The sequence below is a fragment of the Streptomyces hawaiiensis genome, assembly GCF_004803895.1.
GTDB classification, from domain to species: domain Bacteria; phylum Actinomycetota; class Actinomycetes; order Streptomycetales; family Streptomycetaceae; genus Streptomyces; species Streptomyces hawaiiensis.
In genome coordinates this window covers 7,609,880-7,634,222 of record NZ_CP021978.1, presented here as the reverse complement: position 1 = coordinate 7,634,222, position 24,343 = coordinate 7,609,880, and the positions used below count along the sequence as shown (strand labels likewise).

Sequence of the window (24,343 nt, the reverse complement as noted above, 5' to 3'; positions counted from 1 at the left end):
GTGCGGCCGGGCGACGCACCGGGCCTGTCACCAGCCCCATTCCGGTCAACGGCGGTCAAGCTCACGGGAGGTGACGTCCATTCAGCAGCAAGGGGACACTCGGCGCGGCCGGCGGGCGCTGGTCGCGGGGTCGGTGGGCAATCTCATCGAGTGGTACGAGTTCGGCGTCTACGGCTACTTCGCGACGATCATCGCGGCGCGGTTCTTCACGCCGGAGGGCGGCAGCGAGGCCGAGGCTCTGGTCAGGACGTACGCGTCCTTCGCGCTCGCGTTCTTCTTCCGGCCCGTCGGGGCGGCGCTTTTCGGCCGTCTGGGCGACCGGGTCGGGCGGCGTCCGGTGCTGGTCCTCGTGATCACGCTGATGACGGTGGCGACGACACTGATCGGTGTGCTGCCGACGTACGCGCAGGCGGGTGCCCTGGCGCCCTGGCTGCTGACGTTCCTGCGGGTGCTCCAAGGGCTGTCGGCGGGTGGGGAGTTCGGCGGTGCGGTGTCGGTGATGACGGAGTTCGCTCCGCCGGGCCGGCGTGGACTGTACGGGTCGTGGCAGTCGTTCACGGTGGCGCTGGGGCTGCTGGCCGGTGCGGGTGCGGCGGCGCTGCTCGCAACCGTGCTGACGGAGCAGCAGTTGGGCGCCTGGGGCTGGCGGCTGCCGTTCCTGCTCACGCTGCCGCTGGGGCTGGGCGCCTTGTGGCTGAGGCTGCGGCTGGACGAGACGCCGGCGTTCGTGGCGGAACGGGCCGGGGAATCCCCTCCCGCGCGTGAGGTGGTCCGGGCCGTCGTGCTGGGCGCGGGGCGGATCATGGGCTGGGCCGCGGCCGGTTACACGTTCCTCGTCGTGCTGCCGTCGTATCTGCAGAGCTCGCTGGGCGCGACGTTCCAGCAGGCGCTGGTGGCGACCGTGCTGGCCAATCTGGGTTTCGCGGCCATGATCCTGCCGGCGGGGCTGCTCAGCGACCGGCTCGGGCGGCGGGCGGTGATGCTGACGGGGGCGGTGCTGGTGGTGGTCCTCGCGGTGCCGTTGCTCAACCTTCTGCAGGAGTCCGGCGTTTCGAACACCGTGAAGGGAGTGGCGGTGTGCGGCGCGGGTGCGGTGGTGGGGCTGATGGCGGGGCCGGGCCCGGCGATGCTGTCGGAGATGTTCCCGACCCGAGTGCGATACACGGGCCTGGGACTCGCCTACGCGCTGTCCAATGCGGTGTTCTCGGGGTGCGCCGGGCTCATCATCACGGAGACCATCGAGCGCACGGGGAGCGTGGACATCCCCGCGTACTATGCGGCGGCGGCGTGCGCGGTGAGCGTGCCGGCCCTTCTGACGCTGCCGCCGACGCGGCGGGTCGCGGTGGCCAAGCCGGCGGAGGAGAGGGCCGGGTGACCGGATGCGGGTGATCGGTCTCATGTCCGGGACGTCGTACGACGCGATCGACGCGGCGGCGGCCGAGCTGGATCTCGTCGGCGACAGCCTGGTGCTGAAGCCACTGGGCATGGTGAGCGAACCGTACGACGGCGAACTCCGCGAGGCCCTGGCCGCCGCGCTGCCGCCGGGGACCACCACGCTGGGCGAGGTGTGCCGGCTCGACACCCGGATCGGGCAGGCCTTCGCGGCGGCCGCGGTCCGGGCCGGCCGTGAACTGTGCGAGGGGCACGCCGAGCTGGTGGCCTCGCACGGGCAGACCGTCTACCACTGGGTCGCCGGCGCCGAGGTCCACGGCACCCTCCAGCTCGGGCAGCCGGCCTGGATCGCCGAGGCGACCGGGCTGCCCGTGGTGGCCGACTTCCGGCCCCGTGACATCGCCGCCGGCGGGCAGGGCGCGCCGCTGGTCAGCCTGGTCGACCTGCTGTGGCTGCGCGGCCGCCCGGGCCGGCCCGTCGCGCTCAACATCGGCGGGATCGCCAACCTCACCGCGCCGGACGGGACGGCCTTCGACACGGGGCCGGGCTGTGCGCTGATCGACGCGGCGGCCCGGGGGTTCAGCGGCGGAGCGCTGGCCTACGACACGGACGGGGCGCTGGCCGCGCGGGGCCGGGTGCACGGGCCGCTGCTGGACCGGCTGCTGGAAGAGCCGTACTACGCGCTGCCCGCACCGAAGACGACGGGCAAGGAGCTGTTCCACCTCGGTCATCTGCGGGACGCGCTGGCCGGGTTCGGGACGCTGCCCGCCGAGGACGTCGTCGCGACGCTGACCATGCTGACGGCCCGGACGGTGGCGGACGCGGTAGGGCCGGTGGGCGCGACGGAGGTGATCGCCTCGGGCGGCGGGACGCGCAACCCGGTGCTGATGTCGATGCTCGCGGAGCTGTTGCGGGGGGTGGCCGTGCGGACCTCGGACGACCTCGGTCTGCCGTCGGACGCCAAGGAGGCGTACGCCTTCGCTGTACTGGGCTTCCTGACCCTGCACGGCCTGCCGGGCACGGAACCGGCGAGCACCGGGGCCCGGCATCCCAGTGTGCTCGGGTCGGTGACCCCGGGACGGGACGGGCTGCGGCTTCCGCCACGGGCGGCTCGGCAGCCGACGCGGCTGCTCCTGGAATAGCCGGTTCCGACTCCTCTCATGCCTCTTTCACCGACGCCTCATACGGTGGGGGCATGACGCAGGAGACTCCTCCCGGGTGGTACGCCGATCCCGGACAGACAAGTGACGGGCCCGCCACCGAGCGTTGGTGGGACGGCAAGGCCTGGACGGACCGCATCCGCCCGGCACAGCCGCCCGCGACCTGGGGTCACCCGACAGGTCCGGCGTCCGCCGGGGCCGCATCGACGGATCAGACGCCCCACGGTGGTGCGTCGACGGCGCCGGACGGCACGGCGGCGCCCCCAGTGAGCCCGGCACCGGCGGAGCGTCCGGCTGCCGCCGAGGCACCGGCTGGGACCGAGGCACTGGGAGCCGGGCAGCCGACCGGGAGCGAAACGCCGGGGGCCGGGCAGCCCGCGGGCACCGGGGCACCGACTGCCGCTGCGGGGCCGGGAACCGGCCGGCCCGCCGGAGCCGGGACCCCGACTGCCGCCGAGGCGCCGGAAGCCGGGCCGGCCGGCCCCGGGGTACCGACTGCCGCCGAGGGGCCGGGAACCGGGCAGCAGGCCGCCGGCGCCGGCGGCGCGGGAGCCGCCGGGCAGCCGGGCGGTGCGTGGCAGACCGGAGCGGGGCAGCCCGCAGACGCCTGGGGTTCGGGAGCCGCCGGGCAGCCGAGCAGCGGGCAGACCGGGGCAGGGCAGCCCGCAGACGCCTGGGGCCCGGGAGCCGCCGGGCAGCCGGGCGGTGCCGGAAAGTCCGCAGAAGCCTGGGGTTCCGGAGCCGTCGGGTATTCAGGTGTTGCCGGGCAGCCGGGAGTCGGTGGGCAGCCGGGCGGCGGCGCGTATCCGGGGGCTGCCGGGTATCCCGCCTACCCCGCCTATCCCGCCGCGCCTCCGGGCGGAAAGGGGCGGCGGCTGCGGATAGGCGCGGCCGTCGCGGCGGCCGTGGTCGTACTCACCTGCATCGGCGTGGGCGTGTACGCCCTGACGGACAACGGCGGCGGGGGCGGTGCGCCCACCTCGCAGGCGCCGGGCGGGCCGGGCGCCCCCGGGGGCCAGGGCGGGCCGTTCGGCGGGCCGGGCGGGTCCGGAGGCTCGGGTGGATCCGGAGGGTCCGGCGGCGACGGCGGCGGGTCCGGTGGGCAGAGTCCGCAGCCCGAGCGGTCCGAGCCGCCGAAGATCAGGAGCGGGTCGGTGACCGACGCGGTCAGCGGGATCAGTCTGCCGATTCCGAAGGGATGGTACGGCCAGCAGGCCAACGTCGGCGCGCAGGTGACGTCCGACGACTCCTACAAGTGCCCCGGCGACACCTCCTCGACCTGCACGAAGGGCGGCGCCTACTCGGCCCCGGCCCTGGCCCTCGGTGCCAAGGGCGACACCGCCGAGGAGATCGCGAAGGCGGACATCGCGGCGAACGCCGAGGAGTCCTACGGCGGCAAGTCCTACGGCGGGATCACCTCCCACGACGTGCTGGACTCCAAGGCCGTGACCGTGGCCGGGCAGAAGGGCTACCTGGTCCGCTGGAAGGCCGTCACGAGCAAGGGCGCCGACGGCATCGTGGAGTCGCTCGCGTTCCCCTCCCCCGCGAACGCGAAGCAGATGGTCGTCGTGCGGTTCGGCGTCGACGCGGACCAGCAGGAGACCGTGCTCGACGACATCGCCAAGGGCATCAAGGCGGCGACGGGCAGCGGCAACGGTCAGGACGTCTGACCGGGAGCGGACACCCGCACACACCGGCGGCCGGGTGGGGCGCCCCCGCATCTCACAGGGGAACCCCACCCGGCCGGGGGGTGCGCGCCGCCCCCGTCCCCACGGGTCGGCGCGATCAGGTCACCGCCCGGTCATCCGGCGGACGGCGGCCCGGGTCTCAGGTCAGGCCCAGCGCCGGCAGCACGGCGGCGTCCACGAACCGCACCAGATAGTCCGGGTCGGCCCATTCGCCCTCCAGGACGGGCCGCACCCGCAGGACGCCGAGCAGCTGTGCCGGGATGTACTCCAGCGCCGGATGGTCGGCGGGCACCTCTCCGCGTTCGACCCCGCGCCGGATGATCTCCTTCAGCGCGGCGATCTCCGGCTCGACCAGCGCCTCGCGCAACGCGCGCTGCAGCTCCGGGTCCTGGCCGGCGGCATGGGCGAGCGCCTGGAGCAGCTTGGTGTCCCGGCCGGACAACTCGCCCGCCGCCCGGGCCGCCTCCCGCAGGTCCTCGGCCAGCGAGCCGGTGTCGACGCAGCGCGTCCGCCGGTGGGAGCGCAACGCCGCCGCCACGAACTGGGGCTTGGTCTTCCACTGACGGTAGAGCGTGGACTTGCTGCACCGGGTGCTGGCGGCGATCCCCTCCATGGTGACGGAGTCGTAGCCGCACTCGCCCAGTTGTTCCAGCACGGCGTCGTAGAACTCCTGCTCACGCTCGGGCGTGATCTTGGAGCGGCGCGTGACACCGACCGGCTCGGGCCGGTCCGCGGCCTGCGACGTCATGGGCGGTGCTCCTGGCTTTCGTCGGGCGGCCGGAAAATTCCCGGCCGGCGGTGTGTCGTACGTCTATCGATACGCCAGTGTACCGGTACGTGACCGTATCGGTACACTGGCGTATCGGTACGCTCTCGTACCGATAACAGCACCACCGTCACCGAAGGGGCCGGGGGATGAATGCCCGCACCGAGCCTGCGCCGGCGGGGTCCGACGCGATAGCGCGACCGCCGCTCGTCCGGGAGCTCCTGCTCGTCGCAGGGCTCTTCCTCGTCTACAAGTTCGGTCGGCAGCTGGCCACGGGCCACACCGGCGAGGCCCTCCACAACGCGCACCGCGTGTGGGACTTCGAGCGGGCGGTCCATCTGCCGGGCGAGGGTGCGGTGCAGGCCCTGCTGCTGCACGGGGACGGACTCGCGCACCTCGCGAACACGTACTACGCGGCCGTCCACTTCCCCGCCACCGTCGCCTTCCTGGTCTGGCTGTACCTGCGCCGCCCGGCGCACTACGTGTGGGCCCGCCGGGTGCTGGCCGCGGTCACCGCCGCAGCCCTGGTGCTGCACCTGCTGTTCCCGCTCGCCCCGCCGCGCATGCTCGCGTCGACCGGGCTGGTCGACACGGCGCGGGTGTACGGGCCGTCGGTGTACGGCGATCCCGCGACCGACTCCCTGTCGAACCAGTTCGCGGCGATGCCGTCGCTGCACTTCGGCTGGGCGCTGATGGTGGCGATCGGCCTGGTCGTCACGACCCGCTCGCGGTGGCGCCGGCTGTGGCTGGCGCATCCGGTGCTGACGCTGCTGGTGATCGTCGGCACCGCGAACCACTACTGGCTCGACGCGATCGTGGCAGCGGCCCTGCTGGGCCTCGCGCTCGCGGTGATCCTCCCCCGCACTTCGTCCGGGGGGACCCCCGTCTCGCTCCGCTCGCCGCACCGCACGGCGACCACGCCCGGCCGGGCACGGGGCGGCCTCGTACCGGCGCAGCGGGACGAGCGGGCACTCGTGGGGCCGGGCGATGAACGCCGTCCTGATCGCCGTCGCCCTGTCCCTCGTCTCCGCCGTCGCCTACGCGGCCGCCGCGGTCGCCCAAGAGCGGCTCGCCTCCCGTTCCCCCGGTGCGGGCACGCTGCGGCTGCTCGGCAGCCGCGCCTGGTGGTGGTCGGTCGGACTGAACGCGTCGGCCGCGCTGCTGCACGTCGTCGCCCTCCGGTACGGTCCGCTGACCGTCGTCCAGCCGCTCGGCGCGCTCACTCTGGTCGCGGCGGTGCCCATGGGGGCGCGGATGGCGGGACGGCGGGTGAGCGCGGTCGAGTGGAAGGGCACGGCGCTGACGCTGCTGGGCCTGGGCGCGATCCTGGTCACGGCGTCCGGTCCGGCCCCGGACGATGTGCTGAGCGTTCCCGAGGCACTGGCGGTGGCGGGCGCCACCGCGGCGCTCGTCGGGGTGCTGTCCCGGCCGGGCGCCCGCCCCGGGCTGCGGCACGCGACCGCCTCCGGCCTCGCCTCCGGGGTCGCCTCGGCCCTCACCCAGACCGTGACGGTGGCCGCGACGGACCGGACGGGACCGGTGCTGAGCGTCCAGGTGGTCGGCGTGGCAGTGCTCGTGGCGGCCTTCGCGGCCGGTGGGCTGCTGCTGTCGCAGACGGCGTACCGGGGTGGTCTGGGCGGCCCGCTCGCGATGGTGACCCTGGCCAATCCGCTGGCCGCCGCGGTGATCGGTCTGGCGCTGCTGGGCGAACGCCTCCAGGGCGGCCCGGCGGGCGTGCCGCTCGCGCTCGCCGGGGCGGGTCTGGCGTCCTGGGGTGTGGTGCTGCTCAGCCGGGCGGCACCGTTGGCCGCCCCGGTGGACGACGACCATCCGGTGGCCGCCGTCCTGGCGCTGGAGCCCGGCTCGGCCACGGCCGAACCGGCGCTGGTGCCCCGGTCGCACGATCCGGGGCACCTCACTCCCGCTACGCGGTGATGATCGCCGGGTCGCTCACCCCCGGCCGCCCGTTCTCGACGTGCCCCGCGAACCGCCGCAGGAACGCCTTGTCGCCCTCGGCGGTGACGGTCAGGTCGTACCAGCGGCGGCTGGCGGCGAGTTCCACGGTCCGGCACACCGTCGCGCCCGGGCGGACGGTGACGGTCGAGGGACGGCCGGCGTAGCCGCTGGAGAGCTTCAGCCGTGCCGTGCCGGAACCCTTGTTGGTGAAGGTCAGCTCGATGTCGTCGCCGGTGTGGCGGGCGGTGACCTCGCAGCCGGCCGTCCTGTTCGAGCCCTTGAAGACCCGCACGAAGCCGTTCGGTCCGTGCACGGTCAGGTCGTACGCGCCCGCCGAGTACGCCGAGTTCCAGGTGTCGGAGAGTGTCTTGCCGGCCTCGGTGGTGTACATCCAGGGGCCGTCGGTGCGGTTGCCGGAGGTGACGTGGAAGGCGCCGCCCGCCTTCGCGCCGGTGGCGAAGGTGAGGGTGAGCTTGCCTGCCGCCGCGTCGACCGAGGCGTCCACGCGCGGGGCGTACCTCAGCGGCCGGGAGCGGCGCAGTCCGCGTTCCTGCCGGGGCATGCGGGGGTCGGCGGGCGGGGTCGGCTTGTAGTCGGGGTGGCGTTCGCGGTCCTGCGGCTCGTACTCGTCGGTGCCGGGCAGCGGGGCCGGGCGCGTGTCCTTGCGGGAGAAGTCGAACGCGGAGGTCAGATCACCGCAGATGGCCCGGCGCCACGGCGAGATGTTGGGCTCGCGCACGCCGAAGCGGCGTTCCATGAACCGCAGGATCGAGGTGTGGTCGAGGGTCTCGGAGCAGACGTAGCCGCCCTTGCTCCACGGCGAGACGACCAGCATCGGCACCCGCGGGCCGAGGCCGTACGGGCCGGCGATGTTCTTGCCGTCGCCGGGGAAGAGGTCGAGGGAGACGTCGACGGTGGACAGGCCGCGGGAGGCGTCCTTCGGGGGCAGCGGCGGCACCACGTGGTCGAAGAAGCCGTCGTTCTCGTCGTACGTGATGAACAGGGCCGTCTTGGACCAGACCTCCGGGTTGGAGGTCAGGGCGTCCAGGACCTGGGCGATGTACCAGGCGCCGTAGTTCGACGGCCAGTTGGAGTGCTCGGAGAAGGCCTCGGGGGCGGCGATCCAGGAGATCTGCGGGAGCTTGCCGGCCTTGACGTCGGCCTTCAGCAGGTCGAAGTAGCCGTCGCCGGCCTTGGCGTTCGTGCCGGTGCGGGCCTTGTCGTACCAGGGGTCGCCGGGCTGGGCGTTGCGATACCTGTTGAAGTACAGCAGGGAGTTGTCGCCGTAGTTGCCGCGGTAGGCGTCCTGGATCCAGCCCCAGGAGCCCTTGGCGTCGAGGCCGTCGCCGATGTCCTGGTAGATCTTCCAGGAGATGCCGGACTGCTCCAGGCGCTCGGGGTAGGTCGTCCAGCCGTAGCCGAGTTCGTCGTTGCCGAGGACCGGGCCGCCGCCGGTGCCGTCGTTGCCCGTGCAGCCGGACCACATGTAGTAGCGGTTCGGGTCGGTGGAGCCGATGAACGAGCAGTGGTAGGCGTCGCAGACCGTGAAGGAGTCGGCGAGGGCGTAGTGGAACGGGATGTCCTCGCGGGTCAGGTACGCCATGGTCGTCGTGCCCTTGGCGGGCACCCACCGGTCGTACTTGCCGCCGTTGTAGGCCTGATGGCCGTCGGGCCAGGAGTGCGGCAGGCCCTCCAGGAACTGCATGCCGAGGTCGTCGGCGTCCGGGTGGAACGGCAGGATCTCCTTGCCGTCCTTCTCCTGGTGCCAGACCGGCTTGCCGTTGTCGAGGGCGACCGGGCGGGGGTCACCAAAGCCGCGGACGCCTCTCAGGGTGCCGAAGTAATGGTCGAAAGAACGGTTCTCCTGCATGAGGACGACGATGTGCTCGACGTCTTCGATCGACCCGGTGCGATGGTTCGCCGGAAGGGCGGCGGCGCGCTGGATGCTGGCCGACAGCGCGCTGAAAGCTGTGGTGGCACCCGCGAGTTGGAGAAAGCGGCGCCGGTTGACTTCGGACATGAAGGACAGACCTCTCATCCTGAGGTACGGGATGGCCGGAACGTGACGGAATCTGCGCGGAAGGAGTGTTTCAGGGACACCAAACGACAAGGAAGGGGCCGGTGACGCTCGTGTGAAAGTCGCCGGTACGCCAGGTGTGCCGGGGCGCCGCGGGGGGAGGGTGAGGGGCGTGACAGAGACGCAGACGGTTTCCCCGCCGACGAAACGGCCCGTTCGCCAGCTCCTCGCCGCCTCCGTGGGCAACGCGGTGGAATGGTACGACTGGTACGCCTACACGTTTCTGGCCACCTACATCGCCGACCAGGTCTTCCCCAAGAGCGCCGACAACTCGCTGGTGCCCCTGCTGTCCACGTTCGCGGTGTTCGCGGTGGGCTTCTTCATGCGGCCGGTCGGCGGGCTGCTGATGGGCGCGGTCGCCGACCGGCACGGACGGCGGGCCGCGCTGACGGTCACCATCCTGCTCATGGGCGGCAGCAGCCTGCTGGTCGGACTGACCCCGACGTACGCCACGGTGGGCGTGCTCGCGCCGGTGATCCTGGTGCTCGCGCGACTGCTCCAGGGGTTGTCCGTGGGCGGCGAGTTCGCGGCATCGACGACCTTCCTGGTCGAGTCGGCGGGCCCCGGCCGGCGCGGGCTGTTCTCCAGCTTCCAGTACGTGTCGACGACGGTGGGGCAGCTGGTGGCCTCCGGCATCGCGACACTGCTGGTGAACACGCTGAACGACGGCCAGATGAACGGCTGGGGCTGGCGGGTGCCGTTCGTGCTCGGGGCCGTGCTGAGCCTGGTCGGCTTCTGGATCCGGCAGGGCGCGCAGGAGACCCGCAGCGCCGAGCAGCAGCGGGCCCCGCGCCCGGGCCTGTTCGAGGCGCTGCGCCGGCACCCGCGCGAGTCGCTGCTCATCGGCGGTATCACGGCGGGCGGCACCATCGCCTACTACACGTGGACGTCGTACCTGCCGACGTACGCCGAACTCAACGCCGGCATCGAGAAGTCGGACGCGCTGCTCGCGGGCACGATCTCACTGGCGTTCTTCGCGCTGCTGCAACCGCTCGGCGGCCTGCTCTCGGACCGCTTCGGCCGCCGCCCCCTGCTGCTCTTCTTCGGCCTGGGCTTCGCCCTGCTGACCGTGCCTCTGCTGCACGCCCTGCGCGACTCCTTCGCCGTGCTGCTGCTCGTGCAGTGCGCGGGCATGGTGCTGCTGACCGGGTTCACCTCGATCAGCGCGGCCGTGAACGCGGAGATCTTCCCGCCCCGGGTCCGCGCGGCGGGCATCGGTTTCCCCTACTCCCTGACGGTGGCCCTCTTCGGCGGCACGGCCCCGTACGTCGGCACCCTGTTCAAGGAGCTGGGGCACTCCGGGTTGTTCCCCTGGTACGTCGCGGTGCTCTGCCTGGTGTCGTCGCTGGTCTATCTGCGGCTGCCGGAGACGGCTCACGCGCCGCTGCGGCGGTGAGCGGGCGCGCCGTCGGGAGCCGGCTCGCCGTCTCCGCCGGTCCCGTGCGGTCCCTCATGCCGCTCGTCACGCGGTCCCGCACCGTCGGGTGAGCCGGCAGCGGCAGGCACCGCCGCCCCCTCCCTGACGGCCACTCTCTCGGGGTCGACCACGGCGTCGGTGGTCCTGCCCACCTCCGACAGCGTCATCTGGGCGCGGTCGTCGACGAGTCGGGTCACCAGGTGCTGCGCGGCGCCGAACGCCGCGGCCCAGGCGAGGACCTGCGCCCTGCTGTCGAGGTCACTGAGCCCGGGGACGAAGGCGCCCCGGATCAGCAGCAGCCCGAGGAAGGCCGACAGGGCGCCGGTGGGGAACTTCAGCACGGCCGACGCCAAGGGCAGCATGTACGGGGAGTCGGTGCCACGGATGCGGCGCAGGGAGGCGATGACGGTGAGGGCCGCGCCGGCGAGTCCGGCGATCTCGACGGTGAGGATGTCCGTCGGGTCGGCTCTGCTGCTGGGGTCGATCCTCGGGGCACCCTCCGCCTGCCTGATGTGATGCTCGGCGGTCGGGCACACGACGTCGACCTCGCCCCGGGAGCTGTTCCCGGGTGAGAAGCACAAGCTCAGCGAACTGGGCGAGAACCACCCGTACAGAGCCAGACTCACCACCCCGGCCAGCACGAGGACCGTCGCGGCCCAGAGGATGTTGCGCAGGCTGCGCACCCGGGCCAGTTCGTCGTCCAGGCTGCAGTACGCGGCGTCGAGCGCCCGGGCCATCAGATCCCGGTCGCTCCCGGTGATGTCGCCGGAGATGATGGGACGGAGCCGCAGGGCGAGCCGGACCCGCCGTGGGTCGTCGGCGTCCAGGTGATCCTTGACCAGCGCCATGACCTCGCTGGCGCGGCCCGCGGCTTCCTCGTCGGAAACCAGTTGAATCAGCAACACCTCGGCACTTCGGATATTCGAGCACACGCCCTCACGGGCAGCCGATCCCGACCACAGCCACCGCCATCCGAAATCCTCATCCGCGGCCGAACGCGCCTTTTCCAGATGCCCCCGCATTCCCTCGATGAGCGCCATTCGGTCGTCCGCTTCCCGCCTGACGCTCTCGTGCTCCAGCTCCGCCTCGAGGTAGGTGATACGAGCCCGGGCCCGTGCGCGCCAGGCCGTCCTCGGCGGCCGGCCCGACGCGATGCCGCTCATTCGAAGACGGCGGGTACGTGAAGCCTCTCCCAGGACTTCCGGCCCGGCGTGCCGTCAGCTTCGTGGCCTGTGAATCCGAGTTTGCGCTGCCACATCGCGTACGACTTCCGGTCCGCCTCGCTCCACTGGGAGTCGGGGCCGCCGGCGTACGCCGAGCACTCCTCCTCGATCAGGCGGAAGCCCATGGCCTCGATGACCGGGCTCGTCACGGACGACTGGAAGAAATCGGGGCCCGGGAACGGCTCGAACTCCCCGTGCATTTCCGGTGCGGCCACACGGATCCGCTGACCGGGGTGGATGATGTCAGGATTCTCGATCTCGGGATTCCACTCGAGAATCTGGTCCAGTGTCACATGGAACATGGACGCGATCTTGGTGAGGTTGTCACCGCGCTTGACCACATAGAACTGTGTATTTTCCATATGCCCAGATTAAGCGGATTCCCCGTGATGAAAAAATCGGGAATTCCGTTGCGCTTTCACTTTTTGATGCGTCAACGGCTTCCGCCTGGCGGAAGGCCCGTTGCGGCGCCCGGAGGGCCGCCCCGACGATGACGGCACGACCACAGACGGGAGCAAGCGCCCATGCCTCACACGACCGCCTTCGCCAGGAACCAGTGGTACGTCGCCGCCTACAGTCAGGAGGTCGGGCGGGAGTTGCTCGGCCGGACGATCCTCGGTGAGACGCTCGTGCTGTACCGGACGGAGGAGGACGGCACGCCGGTCGTCCTGCACGACCGGTGTGTGCACCGCCGTTATCCGCTGTCACAAGCGCCGACGCGCCTGGACGGGGACCGGATCGTGTGCGGCTACCACGGGTTCACGTACGACACCTCCGGTACGTGCGTGTACGTGCCGGGGCAGAAACGGGTGCCGCGCACGGCCCGGGTCGCCTCCTACCCGGTCGTCGAGCAGGACTCGCTGATCTGGGTCTGGATCGGCGACCCGGCGCTCGCCGACCCGCAGTCCATTCCCCGGGCCCGGCACCTCGACTCCCCCGGCTGGGTCACCGTGCGCGGCATGGAGCCCATCGACTGCGACTACGGCCTGCTCGTCGACAACCTCCTGGACCTGTCCCACGAGACGTATCTGCACGGCGGTTACATCGGCACCCCCGAGGTCGCCGAGACGCCGATCACCACCGAGGTCGACGAGGGCGCCGGGATCGTCCGGGTGAGCCGGCACATGGACGACGCCGAGTGCCCGCCCTTCTACGCCAGGTCGACCGGCATCGAGGGCCGGATCACCCGCTGGCAGGACATCGAGTACCACGCCCCCTGTCTCTATCTGCTGCACAGCCGTATCGCCCCGGTCGGGGTGCTGCCCGAGGAGGACGGCAGCGACCCGAACGGCTTCCACACCGAGATCACCTACGCGATCACGCCGTCCGGCGACGGCACGGTGTACGACTTCTGGGCGGTTTCCCGGGACTGGGCGACGGACGACACCGAGGTCACCGAGTTCCTGCGGGGCAACAACCACACGGTCGTGATGCAGGACGTCACCGCGCTCAACCTGCTGCAGAAGACCCTCGGCACCGAACGCACCGGTTACCAGGAGCTGAGCATCAACATCGACACCGGCGGCCTGGCCGCCCGCCGCATCCTCGGCCGGCTGGTGGAGCAGGGCGAGAAGCCCGTGGAGAAGGTCCGGTGACGGCTCCGACCGGCGAGATCTACCGCATCGCCTGGCTGCCCGGCACCGACACCCTGCACGGCACGTGCCACTGCGGCCGTGAGCACACCGCGCAGGACCCGGTCGAGATGTGGGAGTGGATGCTCGCCCATCCGCAGGGGCACTCCGTCGACGAGCCACGAGGAAACAGCTCATGAGTGTGTACGAAGCCGAACTCGTCGTCGGCCGGCGGGAGTCCGCGGCCGACGGCGTGCTCGCCCTCACCCTGCGCCATCCGCTGGGTGAGCCGCTGCCCGCCTGGGAGCCGGGCGCCCATGTCGACGTCCTGCTGGAGCCCGGTCTGGAGCGGCAGTACTCGCTGTGCGGCGACCCGGCGGACCGGTCGGCCTGGCGCATCGCGGTGCTGCGGGAGAGCGCCGGGCGGGGCGGCTCGGCCCATGTGCACGAGCAGCTGGGCGAGGGTGCCAAGGTGCGGGTGCGCGGCCCCCGGAACAACTTCCGCCTGGAGCCGGCTCCCCGGTACCGCTTTGTCGCGGGCGGCATCGGCATCACCCCGATCCTGCCGATGCTGGCGGCGGCCGAGGCGGCGGGCGCCGAGTGGACGCTGCTGTACGGCGGGCGCACCCGCGCGTCCATGGCGTTCGGCGGGGAACTCGGCCGCTACGGGGACCGGGTGACGATCGCGCCCGAGGACGAGACGGGCCTGCTGGACCTGCCCTCCGTGCTGGACGACGTGCCCGAGGGCACGCTCGTCTACTGCTGTGGTCCGGGGCCGCTGCTGGACGCGGTCGAGGCCCGGTGTCCGTCCGGGGTCCTGCGCGTCGAGCGGTTCCAGCCGAAGGAGCAGGAGACCGGCGGCGACACGGAGTTCGAGGTGAAGCTGGCGCGCAGCGGCAGGACGCTCACCGTCGCGCCGGACGTGTCCGTGCTCGACGCCGTGCGCGCCGCCGGGGTCGAGGTGCTGTACTCCTGCACCGAGGGCACCTGCGGCACGTGTGAGACCGACGTCCTCGACGGTGAGCCGGAGCACCGGGACTCGGTGCTGACGGAGGACGAACGGGCGGCGGGCGAGACCATGCTCATCTGCGTGTCCCGCTGCCGCGGCAAGCGGCTCGTGCTGGACCTGTGAACCGGCAGGCCGACGCGGCGACCGCTTGCCGGGCGGGTCGTCGCCCAGGTGTCAGGGTGCCGCCCACAGGCCCCGGACGTGCCCGAGGTGCCGGGCCATCACGGCCCGTACGGCCTCCTCGTCCCGGGCGAGCAGTGCGTCCAGGATCTCCAGGTGCTCCTCGGCCGACGCCTCCAGCCGCCCCTGCTCCACCAGGGCCGTCAGACCGTAGAGCCGCGAGCGGCGTCTGAGGTCGCGTACGACGTCGACGAGGTGGCCGTTGCCGGCGAGGGCCAGCAGGCCGAGGTGGAAGCGCAGGTCGGCCTCGACGTAGGCGATGAGGTCCCCGGCCGCGGCGGAGGTGACGATCTCCCGGGCGACCGGGCGGAGCGCCTCCAGGGCCACCGGGTCGGCCGTGCGGGCCAGCTCCGCCGTGGTGGGGATCTCGATCAGTGCCCGGATGTGGGTGAACTCGTCGAGCTGCCGCTCGGAGACGGCGGTGACGCGGAAGCCCTTGTTGGGCACGGTGTCGACCAGACCCTCCTTGGCCAGGTCGAGCATGGCCTCGCGCACGGGGGTCGCGGAGACGCCGAAGCGGGTGGCGAGGCCGGGGGCCGAGTAGACCTCGCCGGGCCGCAGTTCACCGGCGATCAGGGCGGCCCGCAACGCGTCCGCGACCCGCTCCCGGTGGCTGGGCTTCCTGCTGCCGAGCACGGGCAGGTCGGGGGTGTGCTGCGGGGCCATGACGGTCGGGGTTCCTCTCGGGGACGTGGTGCGGGGGCGGGCTTACAGGACGAATCCCGCCGGGAACGGGTCCTCGGGGTCCAGCAGGTACTGCGCGGTGCCGGTGATCCAGGCGCGGCCGGTGAAGCTGGGCAGCACGGCCGGGCGGCCGGCGACCTCGGTGGTGCCGAGCAGTCTGCCGGTGAAGCGGGTGCCGATGAAGGACTCGTTCACGAACTCGGTGTGCAGCGGGAGTTCGCCGCGCGCGTGCAGCTGTGCCATGCGGGCGCTGGTGCCGGTGCCGCAGGGCGAGCGGTCGAACCAGCCGGGGTGGATGGCCATGGCGTGCCGGGAGTGGCGGGCGGTCGAGCCGGGGGCGGCCAGGTAGACGTGGTGGAGGCCGTGGATGGACGGGTCCTCCGGGTGGACGGGCGGGTCCTCGGCGTTGACGGCGGCCATGAGGGACAGGCCGGCGGCGAGGATCTCGTCCTTGCGGGACCGGTCGAAGGGCAGACCGAACTGCTCCAGCGGCAGGATGGCGTAGAAGTTGCCGCCGAACGCGAGGTCGTACGTCACCGTGCGGCCGTCGGCGAGGGTGGCCTTGCGGTCGAGGCCGACGGCGAAGGAGGGCACGTTCTGGAGCGTGACCGCCTTGGCAACCCCGTCCTCGACGGCCACCTCGGCGACGACCGGGCCCGCCGGGGTGTCGAGCCGGATGGTGGTGACCGGCTCGACGACCTCGACCATGCCGGTCTCGACGAGCACGGTCGCCACGCCGATGGTGCCGTGCCCGCACATGGGCAGATACCCCGAGACCTCGATGTAGACGACGCCCCAGTCGCAGTCGGGCCGGGTCGGCGGCTGGAGGATCGCGCCGCTCATGGCGGCGTGGCCGCGCGGCTCGTTCATCAGCAACCGCTTGACGTCGTCGCGGTGTTCGCGGAACCACAGCCGCCGTTCGTTCATGGTGGCACCGGGGATGGTGCCGATGCCGCCGGTGATCACGCGGGTCGGCATGCCCTCCGTGTGTGAGTCGACGGCGTGCAGGACGAGTCTGCTGCGCATGATCCTCAGCTCAATCCGGCCGCGACGGCCTTCTCCGTGGCGGCGCGGACCGCCGCCTCCTGCTCGCGCAGCAGCGCTGCGCGCGGCGGGCGGCAGGGTCCGCCATGACGCCCGACGAGGTCCATGGACAGCTTGATGGCCTGGACGAACTCCACCCGCGAGTCCCAGCGCAGCAGCGGATGCAGCTGCCGGTACAGGGGCAGCGCGGTGTCCATGTCGCCGCCGACGGCAGCGCGGTACAGCTCGGCCGAGGCCCGGGGCAGCGCGTTCGGGTAGCCCGCCACCCAACCCTTGGCGCCCGCGACGGCCAGCTCCAGCAGGACGTCGTCCGCGCCGATCAGCAGGTCCAGTTCGGGGGCGAGTTCGGCGATCCGGTAGGCCCGGCGGACATCGCCCGAGAACTCCTTCACCCCGCGGATGTGCCCCTCGCCGTGCAGCCGGGCGAGCAACTCCGGCACGAGGTCGACCTTGGTGTCGATCGGGTTGTTGTACGCGACGACCGGCAGTCCCGACCTGGCGACCTCGGCGTAGTGGGCGAGGACGGAGCGCTCGTCGGCGCGGTAGGCGTTCGGCGGCAGCAGCATCACGGCCCGGCAGCCGGCCTCGCCGGCCTGCTCGGCCCAGCGCCGGGACTCGGCGGACCCGTACGCGGCGACGCCGGGCATCACGCGCTCCCCGCCGATCGCTGCGACGGCCGTCTCCACGACCCGGGCCCGCTCCTCGGGCGTGAGTACCTGGTACTCGCCCAGGGAGCCGTTCGGCACGACGCCGTCGCAGCCGTTCTCGACGAGCCAGGCGCAATGCTCGGCGTAGCGGTCGTAGTTCACCGAGAGGTCGTCGTTGAGCGGGAGCGCGGTGGCGACGAGGACGCCGCGCCAGGGGCGGTGGTCGGTCATGACAGTCCCTCCTGAGGGTGTTGCCGGGCGAGGACGCCGAGCGGCACGGGACGGGCGAACGGGCGCCTGGCCGGGGTGGGCGCACAGCCGGCGAGACCGGCGACCGCGGTGCCGCACATCCGGCCCTGGCACCAGCCCATACCGGCCCGGGTGAGCAGCTTCACGGTGCGTTCGTCGCCCGCTCCGAGGTCCAGGGCGTCCCGCACGGCCCCGGCGGTGACCTCCTCGCATCGGCAGACCACGGTGTCGTCGGTGACCTGCTCGGGCCAGTGCGCGGGCGGCGCGTAGGCGGAGTCGAGGGCGGCCGCGGAGCGCTGGAGCGCCGTACGGGCCTTGAGGGCGGCGGGGGCCGGATCGGGGGCGGTGCCGTGCAGGTGGGCGGCGGCGGAGCAGCCGGCGATGTGCCCTTCGGCGAGGGCGAGCGCGGCACCGCCGATGCCGGTGGCCTCCCCGGCCGCCCACACGCCGGGCACGTCGGTGCGCTGCTCGGTGTCGACGGCCACGGCGAGCCCGTCGAGACGGCAGCCGAGGCTCTCGGCGAGGTCGGTGTGCGGGAGCATGCCGTGGCCGGCGGCGAGGGTGTCGCAGGGCAGATGCCGTGCGGTGCCGGGCCGGACGCGCCCGTCGGCGTCGAGCGCGGCGACGGTGACGCCGGTCAGCCGGTCGTCGCCGTGCGCGCGGACGACGGTGTGCCGGGTGAGGACCGGGACACGGTGGCGCAGCAGCCGGGCGGCGTATCCGGCGCCCTCGGGGAGCTTTCCGGCCAGGGCCGGGGCGTGGCGGGCGAGGCGCCCCGGGGCGGCCGACTCGACGAGCGCGGCGACCTCGACGCCGGCTGCCGCGAGCCCGGTCGCCACGGGCAGCAGCAGCGGCCCGGTCCCGGCCACGACCGCTCGGCGCCCCGGCACCACGAGCCCGCCCTTGAGCATGGCCTGGGCTCCCCCGGCCGTGACGACGCCCGGGAGGGTCCAGCCGGGGAAGGGCAGCACCTGCTCGTAGCCGCCGGTGGCCAGGAGCACGGTGCGGGCGCGGACCTCGGCCGGCTCCTCCTGCGCGGGCCCGAGCAGCGCGTGCACGGTGAAGCCCTCCGACGTCCGCTCCACGCACCACACATGGTGTTCCGTCAGGACGCGTACGGCACTGGCGGCGAGTCCGTCCCGCAGCCGCTCCCACGTCCGCCACCGGTGGTGCAGCGCCTCGGGCCGCGCGGCGCCGAGTCCGGCGGGGGGCTGCCGGTAGAACTGCCCGCCGGTCTCTGCCGCGGCGTCGACGAGCGTGACCCGTACGCCGCGCGCGGAGGCAGCCAGGGCGGCGGCGAGCCCGGCCGGTCCGGCGCCGATCACGGCGAGGTCAGACCGCATGCCGCGCCTCCTCATGGCCCGTGCCGTCCTGTGTGCCGATCACGTCCCCCGGCCGCACCGGCACCAGGCAGGCCCGTTGGCCGGGGCTGCCGTTGACGGTCACCAGGCAGTCGAAGCAGACGCCGATCCCGCAGAACACCCCGCGCGGACGGCCCTCGCCCCGGGTGGAACGCCACGACGTCACCCCTGCCGCCCACAGCACGGCAGCGACCGTCTGCCCGGGCAGCGCCTCGACCGGCCGCCCGTCGAACGTGACCGTGAAGGCGGGGCCGGGCCTGGCCCCCGCGAGCTCCAGCGGGTTCACTCGCCCTCCTCGGTGAAGCGCTCGGGCCGGAACGGGCCGAGGTCCAGATCAGGTGTCCGCCCGGTCAGCACCTGGGCGATCAGATGCCCGGTGCCGGTGGCGAGTCCGATGCCCGCGCCCTCGTGCCCGCAGGCGTGGAAGAGCCCGGGCGCCCGCGGGTCGGGGCCGATCGCGGGCAGGTGGTCCGGCAGATACGGCCGGAAGCCGGCGTAGGCCCGCAGGGCCCGGACTCCGGCGAGGAACGGGAAGAGCCCGGTCGCCCCGGCCGCCAGCGCGCGCACCGCCGGGAGCGACAGCGACCGGTCGAGGCCCACCCGTTCGCGGCTGGCGCCGATGAGGACCGGCCCGGCCGGGGTGCCCTCCACCACCGGGGAGGTCTGCAGCACCGCCGAGTCGCTCGCGACGTCGGCCACGTAGTCGGCGGCGTACACCTTGTGCCGGATGCGGGGCGGCAGCGGTTCGGTGACCAGGACGAAACCCCGCCGCGGCAGCACCGGCAGGGACACCCCGGCGCGGGCCGCCACCTCGCCGCCCCAGGTGCCGGCCGCGTTGACGACTGCGGGGGCGTGCAGGTCGCCCCGGTCGGTACGCACGCCGCGCACCGCACCGTCCGGGCCGCGCAGGACCTCGGTCACCTCCCGGCCGGTGAGCACCCGGGCCTTCGAGGCGCGCAGCAGGTGCGCAGCCGCGAGGGCGGGCATCACCTGGGCGTCCTGCGGGTAGTGCACGCCGCCCGCGAGGCCGGGGGCCAGGTACGGCTCCAGGTCGGTCAGCCGGTCGGGCGGCACCGGGACCGCCTCGGCCCCGGCCGCGCGCTGCTCGGCGGCGAGTTTCTCCAGCCCGGCCAGGGCCTGGTCCGTGCCGGCGACGACGAGCCCGCCCTTGGCCTCGTACTCGACGGCCCTGCCGAGCTCCTCCCGGGCCAGACCGGCCCACAGCCGGGCCGACAACAGGGCCAGTTCGAGCTCCGGCCCGGGTTCCTTGTCGGAGACGAGGAGGTTCCCCTCCCCCGCTCCGGTCGTGCCGCCGGCCACCGGGCCCCGGTCCACCACGACGGCGTCCAGACCCGCGCGGGCCGCGTACAGAGTGGTGGCGGCGCCGACCACTCCGGCTCCGACCACCACGACATCGCAGGTCAGCGACTCGCTCACGTCAGTACCATGTCACACACCACAAGGTCTGGGAAGGGTGCGGACAAGGGCGGGCGAACGCGCGGGAGCGGTCAGTCGGCCGCGGGGACGACCCTCAGGTGGGAGGCGGTACGGCGCGTGCGGCGCTCCCGGGACGCGGAGCGGCGTGTCTCGCGCAGGACGAACGTGACCCGGGCGCAGCCCAGTTCCTCGAGCGTCCTGGACGTCTCGACGACGACCCGGCACTCGGTGGCGCCCCGGCGCGGATCCGGGTGCAGCAGCGGCCGTACGGCACCGTCCTGCTCGACGGCGTCCTCGCCGACCGCGCGGATCCAGTGCGGCAGGCCGTGCCGGTAGGCGGCCTCCATGATCGGGTCCTGGGCGATGTCGCGGCGGATGGCCTGCAGGCCGTGGTCGGGGCCCTGGCTCTCCACGGTCCGCGCGAAGTGCGCGAGCATGGGCAGGCACCAGCTCGCCTCGTGCTCGCCGAGCACCGTGGGGGCGTCGGGGTGGAACAGCACGAACCTGAGGAAGTTGTCGCCGGGCATGGCCGTCGGGTGCGGGCCGACCTCGCGGAAAAGTGACCGGAAGGCGCCGTTGGTCAGCACCACGTCCCAGCAGTGGTCGACGACGAGCGAGGGGAAGGGGACACCCTCCAGAAGCCCCGCGTAGTCCTCCAGGTAGGCCTGGGCCTCGGGAGTCTCGGGGACGGGCCGCGGTGCCGGCCGCTGCCCTCCTGCCTGATATGCCATCGGGAGGTCACCCCTCTTGCCTGTGCGGCCTTGACGCGGCGCCCCGATCCTGCTGCCCGGAGCTGAGGCGTGTCAACTATCGTGGCATTTCGTGCCTGTTGACGGCTGAAATTGGCCACAGTTGTGGCGAGACCTGGATGTGAGTTCGAAGCACCGGCTACGCTCCGGGAAGTTAACGCCGGGGTAGGTCACGGCATCCACTTGTGAGAAGCCTGTGAGATACGTAGGAGATCTGTCGGTGACGGGTGGCTTCGTCGAGGGTCCGGGCGCCACGCCGACGGCCGTGCTACCGGCCGTCGTCTCCCGTGTCGGCGCGCTCGCCGACCGGCTCGGCGTGCCGCAGGCGGAGGTCTTCGACATCGGCCGGCTGTCCGTCGCCTCCGGGGTCCCGAACCCCGTGGTCAAGGCCCTGCTCAGTGGCCGGCCGGCGGGCGAGCCCGATGTGCAGGCCCGGTTCCTGCAACGCCTGGACCTGTTGCGCCGGACCCGGCTCAAGCCCAACGGCCGCAAGTACACCCAGCAGGAGATCGCCGACGGCGCGGGCATGTCGCGCCAGCAGGCCGGTGCCCTCATCAACGGCGACCGGCGGCCGACCATGGAGCACTGCGACGCCCTCCAGCGGTTCTTCCGGGTGCACGCCGGCTTCCTGACGGCCGAGGACCCCGAGGCGCTCGTGAGCGCCCTCCAGCACACCGAGCAGGAGCTGCTGCAGAAGCTCGCCGACCGCGAGCGGGAAGCGGCCGCCGCGGCGGACGACCCGCTGGAGCGGCTGCTGCAGGACCACGGCGTGCGCGGCATCGCCTGGCGGGCCGCGCAATTGCCCACCGACCAGCACCGCGACAAGGTCGCGGAGTGGCTGGACATGCTCCTGGAGAGCGTCAAGCGGCCCGAGTCGTGACCGTGGGGAGAACTGTGGGCATCGGTAAGGAAATGCGTCGCCTGTGCGGCGAGCTGGTCGCGGAGCTGACCCTCCCCGCGCCGGCACGGCCCGACGATCTGTACGCCGCCCTGTGCGACGGCATGAGCAGACGCCGCGGCCGCCCCGTCCGCTTTCGTACGGCCGCGTTCCCGCCCGGGACCGCCAGCGGGCTCTGGCTCGACATGGCCGAGCAGGACCTCGTCGTGATCGAGGAACGCACCACTCCTGATCACCAGTTGGTGATCCTCGGCCACGAGCTGTGGCACATGAAGGCCGGGCACTGCTCCCACCACGTCGAGGGCGCCGCCGTCGCGGCCCGGCTGCTCGACGACAGCGCCGACCTCCAGGCGACCGTCCTGAAGGTCGCCGCGCGCACCCGCTTCGACCTCGACGACGAGAAGGAGGCCGAGAGCTTCGGCCTGCTGCTCGCCAGCAAGTGCCGGGCGTGGCTCGCCGGTTCGTCGTCACGGGGGCCGTTGCAGCGGGACCATCTGGCGGGGCGGATCGAGGCGTCGCTGGGGTATCGCGGACCGCAGGGCTGACGGGCCGTCCACCGCGGCACCGTGGTGCGGTCCGCCTCCGCCGAGTGGGCGAAGCGGAGGGCGGTGGGGCCGGATTGTCAGTGGTGGGCGGCAAGCTGGAGGTGCGCCACCGCTGTGCGGGGCGTACGCGCCGCGAGGGCGCGGGACCGACGACGCCGACACGGGGAGAGCCGACCGATGCCCACCGCCGTCCTGACCGATCGTGAACGCACCGCCGTCCAGGCCTATCTGCGGCTGCTGCACACCGTCCGGGCCGCCTTCGACGTGGAGGGCGGCCCGCCGCTCGTCCCGCCCGCGGTCCTCGCCGAGACGGAACAGGCCCTGGAGCGCGCCGGACTGACCGGCAACGAGGAGGCGTTCTTCCGCCTCCTGGAGAACTGGTGCCCGCAGCCGGGCCCCTGACCCGACGTACCGGAGTCGGGCTCCGGAGCCCGGCGGACGGCCCGGGCCGTGGACCGAACGCCAGACCCGAAGCCTGGCAGATCGCCCAGGCTCTGGACGGGAAGCCGGACCCTAGGCCCGGCGGATGGCCCGGGCCTTGGGCCGGAAGCCGGACCCGAAGCCCGGCAGATCGCCCAGGCCGCGGGCCGGAAGCCGGACCCAAAACCCGGCGGGCGGCCCGGGCCGTGGGCCGGACGCCGGGCCCGGAGTCTGCGCGTGGCTCCCGGGCTTCCGGGCTTCCGGGCTTCCGGGGGCCGAGGGTGGGCCTCAGGCGAGGAGGCGGGGGCGCCCGTGGAGCGGGGTCAGGCGTGCGGTATCGATACCGCTGTCGTGACCAGGCCCCGCCCCGCCGTCCAGCGGCCGTCGAAGTGGCCGAGGCGGCGGTCGCCCACCCATGGGCCGGGGACGAGCAGCGTCGCGCCGAAGGTGCCGTCGGCGGTGATCTCGATGTCGGCCTCCGTGAAGTCCAGCCACTTCCCGGTGAGCGGGAACCACGCCTTGTAGACGGACTCCTTCGCGCTGAACAGCAGCCGGTCCCAGTGGATGTCGGGGCGTTCGGCAGCGAGCCTGCGCAGCCGGTCCGCCTCGGCCGGCAGGGACACGGACGGCAGGACGCCCTCGGGCAGCGGGCCGTGGACCTCGGCGTCGATGCCGACGGAGGCCAGGTCGGTGGCGCGGACCAGGGCGGCGGCGCAGTAGCCGTCGCAGTGGGTCATGCTGCCCGCCAGCCCGGCCGGCCAGCGGGGGGCGCCGCGTTCCCCGGGCAGGATCGGCTGCGGCGGCACGCCGAGCTTCTCCATGGCGCGGCGGGCGCAGGAGCGCACGACGGCGAACTCCCTGCGCCGCTTGGCGACCGCCCGGGTCAGGAGCGCCGCCTCCTCGGGGTACAGCGGGGTGTCCGCGTCCTCGTGGCCGTACGCCTCCACGGTGACCACGGCCTCCGGCAGCAGTTCCTCGATCACCGCTCCTCACCCTCCCCCGGCAGGACGCGCCGCAGCCGCCCCGGCGGCCGGGATCTCTTGCGCCACTCGCGCGGATAGCCCACCGACACCTCCTCGAAGCGCACGCCCTCGTGCCAGGTGGTGCGGGGGATGTGCAGATGGCCGTAGACCATGGTGTGCACCCGGAACCTGCGGTGCCAGTCGGCGGTCAGGTCCGTGCCGCACCACATGGCGAACTCGGGGTGCCACAGGACGTCCATCGGATGCCTGTGCAGCGGGTAGTGGTTGACCGGGATCACCGGCAGATCGCCGGGCAGTTCGGCGAGTCTGCGTTCGGTCTCGGCGACCCGGGCCCGGCACCAGGCCTCCCTGCTCGGGTACGGGTCGGGGTGCAGCAGGAATTCGTCGGTGCACACGATCCCGGTGCCCTGCGCGTACTCCAGGCCCTGCTCCTTGGTCGTGCAGCCGGCCGGCAGGAACGAGTAGTCGTACAGCAGGAACAGCGGGGCGACGGCCACCGGGCCGCCGGGGCCGTCCCAGACGGGGTAGGGGTCCTCGGGTGTCGTCACGCCGAGTTCCCGGCACAGCTCGACCAGGTACTCGTACCGGGCGACACCGCGCAGGGTGACGGCGTCGCTCGGATGGGTCCACAGCTCGTGGTTGCCGGGCACCCAGACGACCTTGCGGAAGCGGGACGCGAGCGTCTTCAGGGTCCAGCGGATGTCGGCCACGGTCTCCGCGACGTCCCCGGCCACGAGCAGCCAGTCGTCGTCCGTGCCGGGCCGCATGTCCTCGACCAGGGCGCGGTTCTCCGGGTAACCGATGTGCAGATCGCTGATGGCCAGCAGTTGTGCGGCGTCACCGGCCGTCGACGTCATCTCTCGCCCCCTCCGCGCACCGGACTCCTC

Annotated in this window: 23 protein-coding genes and 3 pseudogenes; 13 read left to right on the top strand and 13 right to left on the bottom strand. The window is 73.0% G+C overall.

The window, feature by feature from the left end; all coding sequences use genetic code 11:
• Window positions 1-70 precede the first annotated feature (70 nt).
• The 4 genes and pseudogenes from CEB94_RS34850 to CEB94_RS34835 form a co-directional block, all read left to right on the top strand.
• Window positions 71-1,375 carry an MFS transporter gene (locus tag CEB94_RS34850; RefSeq protein ID WP_175435933.1) on the top strand — a complete coding sequence of 435 codons (1,305 nt, stop codon included), beginning with the start codon at window positions 71-73 and terminating at the stop codon, window positions 1,373-1,375.
• A gap of 4 nt (window positions 1,376-1,379) precedes the next feature.
• Window positions 1,380-2,534 (top strand): anhydro-N-acetylmuramic acid kinase, encoded by a 1,155-nt coding sequence (locus CEB94_RS34845; protein WP_175435932.1) that lies wholly within the window; start codon window positions 1,380-1,382, stop codon window positions 2,532-2,534.
• 53 nt (window positions 2,535-2,587) lie between these two features.
• Window positions 2,588-2,668: pseudogene (locus CEB94_RS41300) on the top strand (DUF2510 domain-containing protein); the annotation flags it as partial.
• Window positions 2,669-3,184: 516 nt separating this feature from the next.
• A pseudogene (locus CEB94_RS34835) lies at window positions 3,185-4,222 on the top strand (hypothetical protein); the annotation flags it as partial.
• 157 nt (window positions 4,223-4,379) lie between these two features.
• Here the strand turns inward: CEB94_RS34835 and CEB94_RS34830 are convergent.
• The gene (locus CEB94_RS34830; protein ID WP_175435931.1) at window positions 4,380-4,988 is read right to left on the bottom strand and encodes a TetR/AcrR family transcriptional regulator; all 609 of its coding nucleotides are present in this window, start codon (window positions 4,986-4,988) and stop codon (window positions 4,380-4,382) included.
• Window positions 4,989-5,155: 167 nt separating this feature from the next.
• On the opposite strand from CEB94_RS34830, the pseudogene CEB94_RS34825 reads away from it, so the two are divergent.
• Together CEB94_RS34825 and CEB94_RS34820 are read left to right on the top strand one after the other, a co-directional pair.
• Window positions 5,156-5,992, top strand: a pseudogene (locus CEB94_RS34825) (phosphatase PAP2 family protein); the annotation flags it as partial.
• Between the two features lies 1 nt (window position 5,993).
• Window positions 5,994-6,941 carry a DMT family protein gene (locus tag CEB94_RS34820; protein WP_175435930.1) on the top strand — a complete coding sequence of 316 codons (948 nt, stop codon included), beginning with the start codon at window positions 5,994-5,996 and terminating at the stop codon, window positions 6,939-6,941.
• Here the strand turns inward: CEB94_RS34820 and CEB94_RS34815 are convergent.
• Entirely contained in the window at window positions 6,931-8,982 is a 2,052-nt protein-coding gene (locus tag CEB94_RS34815; RefSeq protein WP_175435929.1) for a phosphocholine-specific phospholipase C, read from the bottom strand. The genes CEB94_RS34820 and CEB94_RS34815 overlap by 11 nt on opposite strands.
• Before the next feature lie 169 nt (window positions 8,983-9,151).
• Here CEB94_RS34815 and CEB94_RS34810 point away from each other — a divergent pair, with 169 nt between their 5' ends.
• Window positions 9,152-10,435: an MFS transporter gene (locus tag CEB94_RS34810; protein ID WP_175435928.1), complete on the top strand. Its 1,284-nt coding sequence runs from the start codon at window positions 9,152-9,154 to the stop codon at window positions 10,433-10,435.
• Here CEB94_RS34810 and CEB94_RS34805 read toward each other — a convergent pair.
• Complete coding sequence (locus tag CEB94_RS34805; protein WP_246112015.1) at window positions 10,414-11,361, bottom strand: hypothetical protein; 948 nt, start codon at window positions 11,359-11,361, stop codon at window positions 10,414-10,416. The genes CEB94_RS34810 and CEB94_RS34805 overlap by 22 nt on opposite strands.
• A 254-nt stretch (window positions 11,362-11,615) precedes the next feature.
• On the bottom strand, window positions 11,616-12,041 hold the full coding sequence (locus tag CEB94_RS34800) for a peptidoglycan-binding protein (protein WP_175435926.1): 426 nt from the start codon (window positions 12,039-12,041) through the stop codon (window positions 11,616-11,618).
• A 162-nt stretch (window positions 12,042-12,203) separates the two neighbouring features.
• Between CEB94_RS34800 and CEB94_RS34795 the strand changes: the two genes are divergently transcribed.
• Genes CEB94_RS34795 through CEB94_RS34785 form a run of 3 tightly spaced genes read left to right on the top strand, consistent with a single transcriptional unit; the run spans window position 12,204 to window position 14,382 of the window.
• The gene (locus CEB94_RS34795) at window positions 12,204-13,274 is read left to right on the top strand and encodes an aromatic ring-hydroxylating oxygenase subunit alpha (RefSeq protein ID WP_175435925.1); all 1,071 of its coding nucleotides are present in this window, start codon (window positions 12,204-12,206) and stop codon (window positions 13,272-13,274) included.
• A complete protein-coding gene (locus tag CEB94_RS34790; protein ID WP_142157173.1) occupies window positions 13,271-13,450 on the top strand; it encodes a hypothetical protein in 180 nt (59 codons plus the stop codon). The genes CEB94_RS34795 and CEB94_RS34790 overlap by 4 nt, the downstream gene beginning before the upstream one ends.
• Window positions 13,447-14,382 carry a PDR/VanB family oxidoreductase gene (locus tag CEB94_RS34785; protein ID WP_175435924.1) on the top strand — a complete coding sequence of 312 codons (936 nt, stop codon included), beginning with the start codon at window positions 13,447-13,449 and terminating at the stop codon, window positions 14,380-14,382. The genes CEB94_RS34790 and CEB94_RS34785 overlap by 4 nt, the downstream gene beginning before the upstream one ends.
• 51 nt (window positions 14,383-14,433) lie before the next feature.
• Here CEB94_RS34785 and CEB94_RS34780 read toward each other — a convergent pair whose 3' ends face one another.
• From CEB94_RS34780 to CEB94_RS34750, 7 genes are all read right to left on the bottom strand, one after another.
• A complete protein-coding gene (locus CEB94_RS34780) occupies window positions 14,434-15,105 on the bottom strand; it encodes a GntR family transcriptional regulator (RefSeq protein WP_175435923.1) in 672 nt (223 codons plus the stop codon).
• A 42-nt stretch (window positions 15,106-15,147) separates the two neighbouring features.
• Window positions 15,148-16,149 carry a proline racemase family protein gene (locus tag CEB94_RS34775; protein ID WP_175435922.1) on the bottom strand — a complete coding sequence of 334 codons (1,002 nt, stop codon included), beginning with the start codon at window positions 16,147-16,149 and terminating at the stop codon, window positions 15,148-15,150.
• A 5-nt stretch (window positions 16,150-16,154) separates the two neighbouring features.
• Window positions 16,155-17,045: a dihydrodipicolinate synthase family protein gene (locus CEB94_RS34770; protein WP_175435921.1), complete on the bottom strand. Its 891-nt coding sequence runs from the start codon at window positions 17,043-17,045 to the stop codon at window positions 16,155-16,157.
• Window positions 17,042-18,406, bottom strand: a complete 1,365-nt coding sequence (locus CEB94_RS34765) for an FAD/NAD(P)-dependent oxidoreductase (RefSeq protein ID WP_175435920.1) — start codon at window positions 18,404-18,406, stop codon at window positions 17,042-17,044. The genes CEB94_RS34770 and CEB94_RS34765 overlap by 4 nt, the downstream gene beginning before the upstream one ends.
• The gene (locus tag CEB94_RS34760; protein WP_175435919.1) at window positions 18,396-18,710 is read right to left on the bottom strand and encodes a (2Fe-2S)-binding protein; all 315 of its coding nucleotides are present in this window, start codon (window positions 18,708-18,710) and stop codon (window positions 18,396-18,398) included. Before CEB94_RS34760 ends, CEB94_RS34765 begins: the two co-directional genes overlap by 11 nt.
• Entirely contained in the window at window positions 18,707-19,861 is a 1,155-nt protein-coding gene (locus tag CEB94_RS34755) for an NAD(P)/FAD-dependent oxidoreductase (RefSeq protein ID WP_175435918.1), read from the bottom strand. The genes CEB94_RS34760 and CEB94_RS34755 overlap by 4 nt, the downstream gene beginning before the upstream one ends.
• Before the next feature lie 71 nt (window positions 19,862-19,932).
• Window positions 19,933-20,592 (bottom strand): MmyB family transcriptional regulator, encoded by a 660-nt coding sequence (locus CEB94_RS34750; protein WP_175435917.1) that lies wholly within the window; start codon window positions 20,590-20,592, stop codon window positions 19,933-19,935.
• Window positions 20,593-20,830: 238 nt separating this feature from the next.
• On the opposite strand from CEB94_RS34750, the gene CEB94_RS34745 reads away from it, so the two are divergent.
• The 3 genes from CEB94_RS34745 to CEB94_RS34735 all read left to right on the top strand — a co-directional run bounded on the left by CEB94_RS34745 (window position 20,831) and on the right by CEB94_RS34735 (window position 22,455).
• On the top strand, window positions 20,831-21,490 hold the full coding sequence (locus CEB94_RS34745; RefSeq protein ID WP_175435916.1) for a helix-turn-helix domain-containing protein: 660 nt from the start codon (window positions 20,831-20,833) through the stop codon (window positions 21,488-21,490).
• Window positions 21,491-21,522: 32 nt separating this feature from the next.
• Entirely contained in the window at window positions 21,523-22,053 is a 531-nt protein-coding gene (locus tag CEB94_RS34740) for a toxin-antitoxin system, toxin component (RefSeq protein ID WP_175435915.1), read from the top strand.
• A 177-nt stretch (window positions 22,054-22,230) separates the two neighbouring features.
• Window positions 22,231-22,455 carry a hypothetical protein gene (locus CEB94_RS34735; RefSeq protein WP_175435914.1) on the top strand — a complete coding sequence of 75 codons (225 nt, stop codon included), beginning with the start codon at window positions 22,231-22,233 and terminating at the stop codon, window positions 22,453-22,455.
• 341 nt (window positions 22,456-22,796) lie between these two features.
• Here the strand turns inward: CEB94_RS34735 and CEB94_RS34730 are convergent, their stop codons facing one another.
• Entirely contained in the window at window positions 22,797-23,456 is a 660-nt protein-coding gene (locus CEB94_RS34730; RefSeq protein WP_175435913.1) for a 4'-phosphopantetheinyl transferase family protein, read from the bottom strand.
• Complete coding sequence (locus CEB94_RS34725) at window positions 23,453-24,313, bottom strand: metallophosphoesterase family protein (protein WP_175435912.1); 861 nt, start codon at window positions 24,311-24,313, stop codon at window positions 23,453-23,455. Before CEB94_RS34725 ends, CEB94_RS34730 begins: the two co-directional genes overlap by 4 nt.
• Between the last annotated feature and the right edge of the window lie 30 nt (window positions 24,314-24,343).

Excerpts from the sequence above, each read along its gene's own strand:
- CEB94_RS34750 (WP_175435917.1), bottom strand. The coding sequence starts at position 20,592 with ATGGCATATCAGGCAGGAGGGCAGCGGCCGGCACCGCGGCCCGTCCCC.
- CEB94_RS34815 (WP_175435929.1), bottom strand. The coding sequence starts at position 8,982 with ATGTCCGAAGTCAACCGGCGCCGCTTTCTCCAACTCGCGGGTGCCACC.
- CEB94_RS34725 (WP_175435912.1), bottom strand. The coding sequence starts at position 24,313 with ATGACGTCGACGGCCGGTGACGCCGCACAACTGCTGGCCATCAGCGAT.
- CEB94_RS34765 (WP_175435920.1), bottom strand. The coding sequence starts at position 18,406 with ATGCGGTCTGACCTCGCCGTGATCGGCGCCGGACCGGCCGGGCTCGCC.
- CEB94_RS34830 (WP_175435931.1), bottom strand. The coding sequence starts at position 4,988 with ATGACGTCGCAGGCCGCGGACCGGCCCGAGCCGGTCGGTGTCACGCGC.
- CEB94_RS34775 (WP_175435922.1), bottom strand. The coding sequence starts at position 16,149 with ATGCGCAGCAGACTCGTCCTGCACGCCGTCGACTCACACACGGAGGGC.
- CEB94_RS34735 (WP_175435914.1), top strand. The coding sequence starts at position 22,231 with ATGCCCACCGCCGTCCTGACCGATCGTGAACGCACCGCCGTCCAGGCC.
- CEB94_RS34795 (WP_175435925.1), top strand. The coding sequence starts at position 12,204 with ATGCCTCACACGACCGCCTTCGCCAGGAACCAGTGGTACGTCGCCGCC.
- CEB94_RS34785 (WP_175435924.1), top strand. The coding sequence starts at position 13,447 with ATGAGTGTGTACGAAGCCGAACTCGTCGTCGGCCGGCGGGAGTCCGCG.
- CEB94_RS34800 (WP_175435926.1), bottom strand. The coding sequence starts at position 12,041 with ATGGAAAATACACAGTTCTATGTGGTCAAGCGCGGTGACAACCTCACC.
- CEB94_RS34770 (WP_175435921.1), bottom strand. The coding sequence starts at position 17,045 with ATGACCGACCACCGCCCCTGGCGCGGCGTCCTCGTCGCCACCGCGCTC.
- CEB94_RS34740 (WP_175435915.1), top strand. The coding sequence starts at position 21,523 with ATGCGTCGCCTGTGCGGCGAGCTGGTCGCGGAGCTGACCCTCCCCGCG.
- CEB94_RS34845 (WP_175435932.1), top strand. The coding sequence starts at position 1,380 with ATGCGGGTGATCGGTCTCATGTCCGGGACGTCGTACGACGCGATCGAC.
- CEB94_RS34780 (WP_175435923.1), bottom strand. The coding sequence starts at position 15,105 with ATGGCCCCGCAGCACACCCCCGACCTGCCCGTGCTCGGCAGCAGGAAG.
- CEB94_RS34820 (WP_175435930.1), top strand. The coding sequence starts at position 5,994 with ATGAACGCCGTCCTGATCGCCGTCGCCCTGTCCCTCGTCTCCGCCGTC.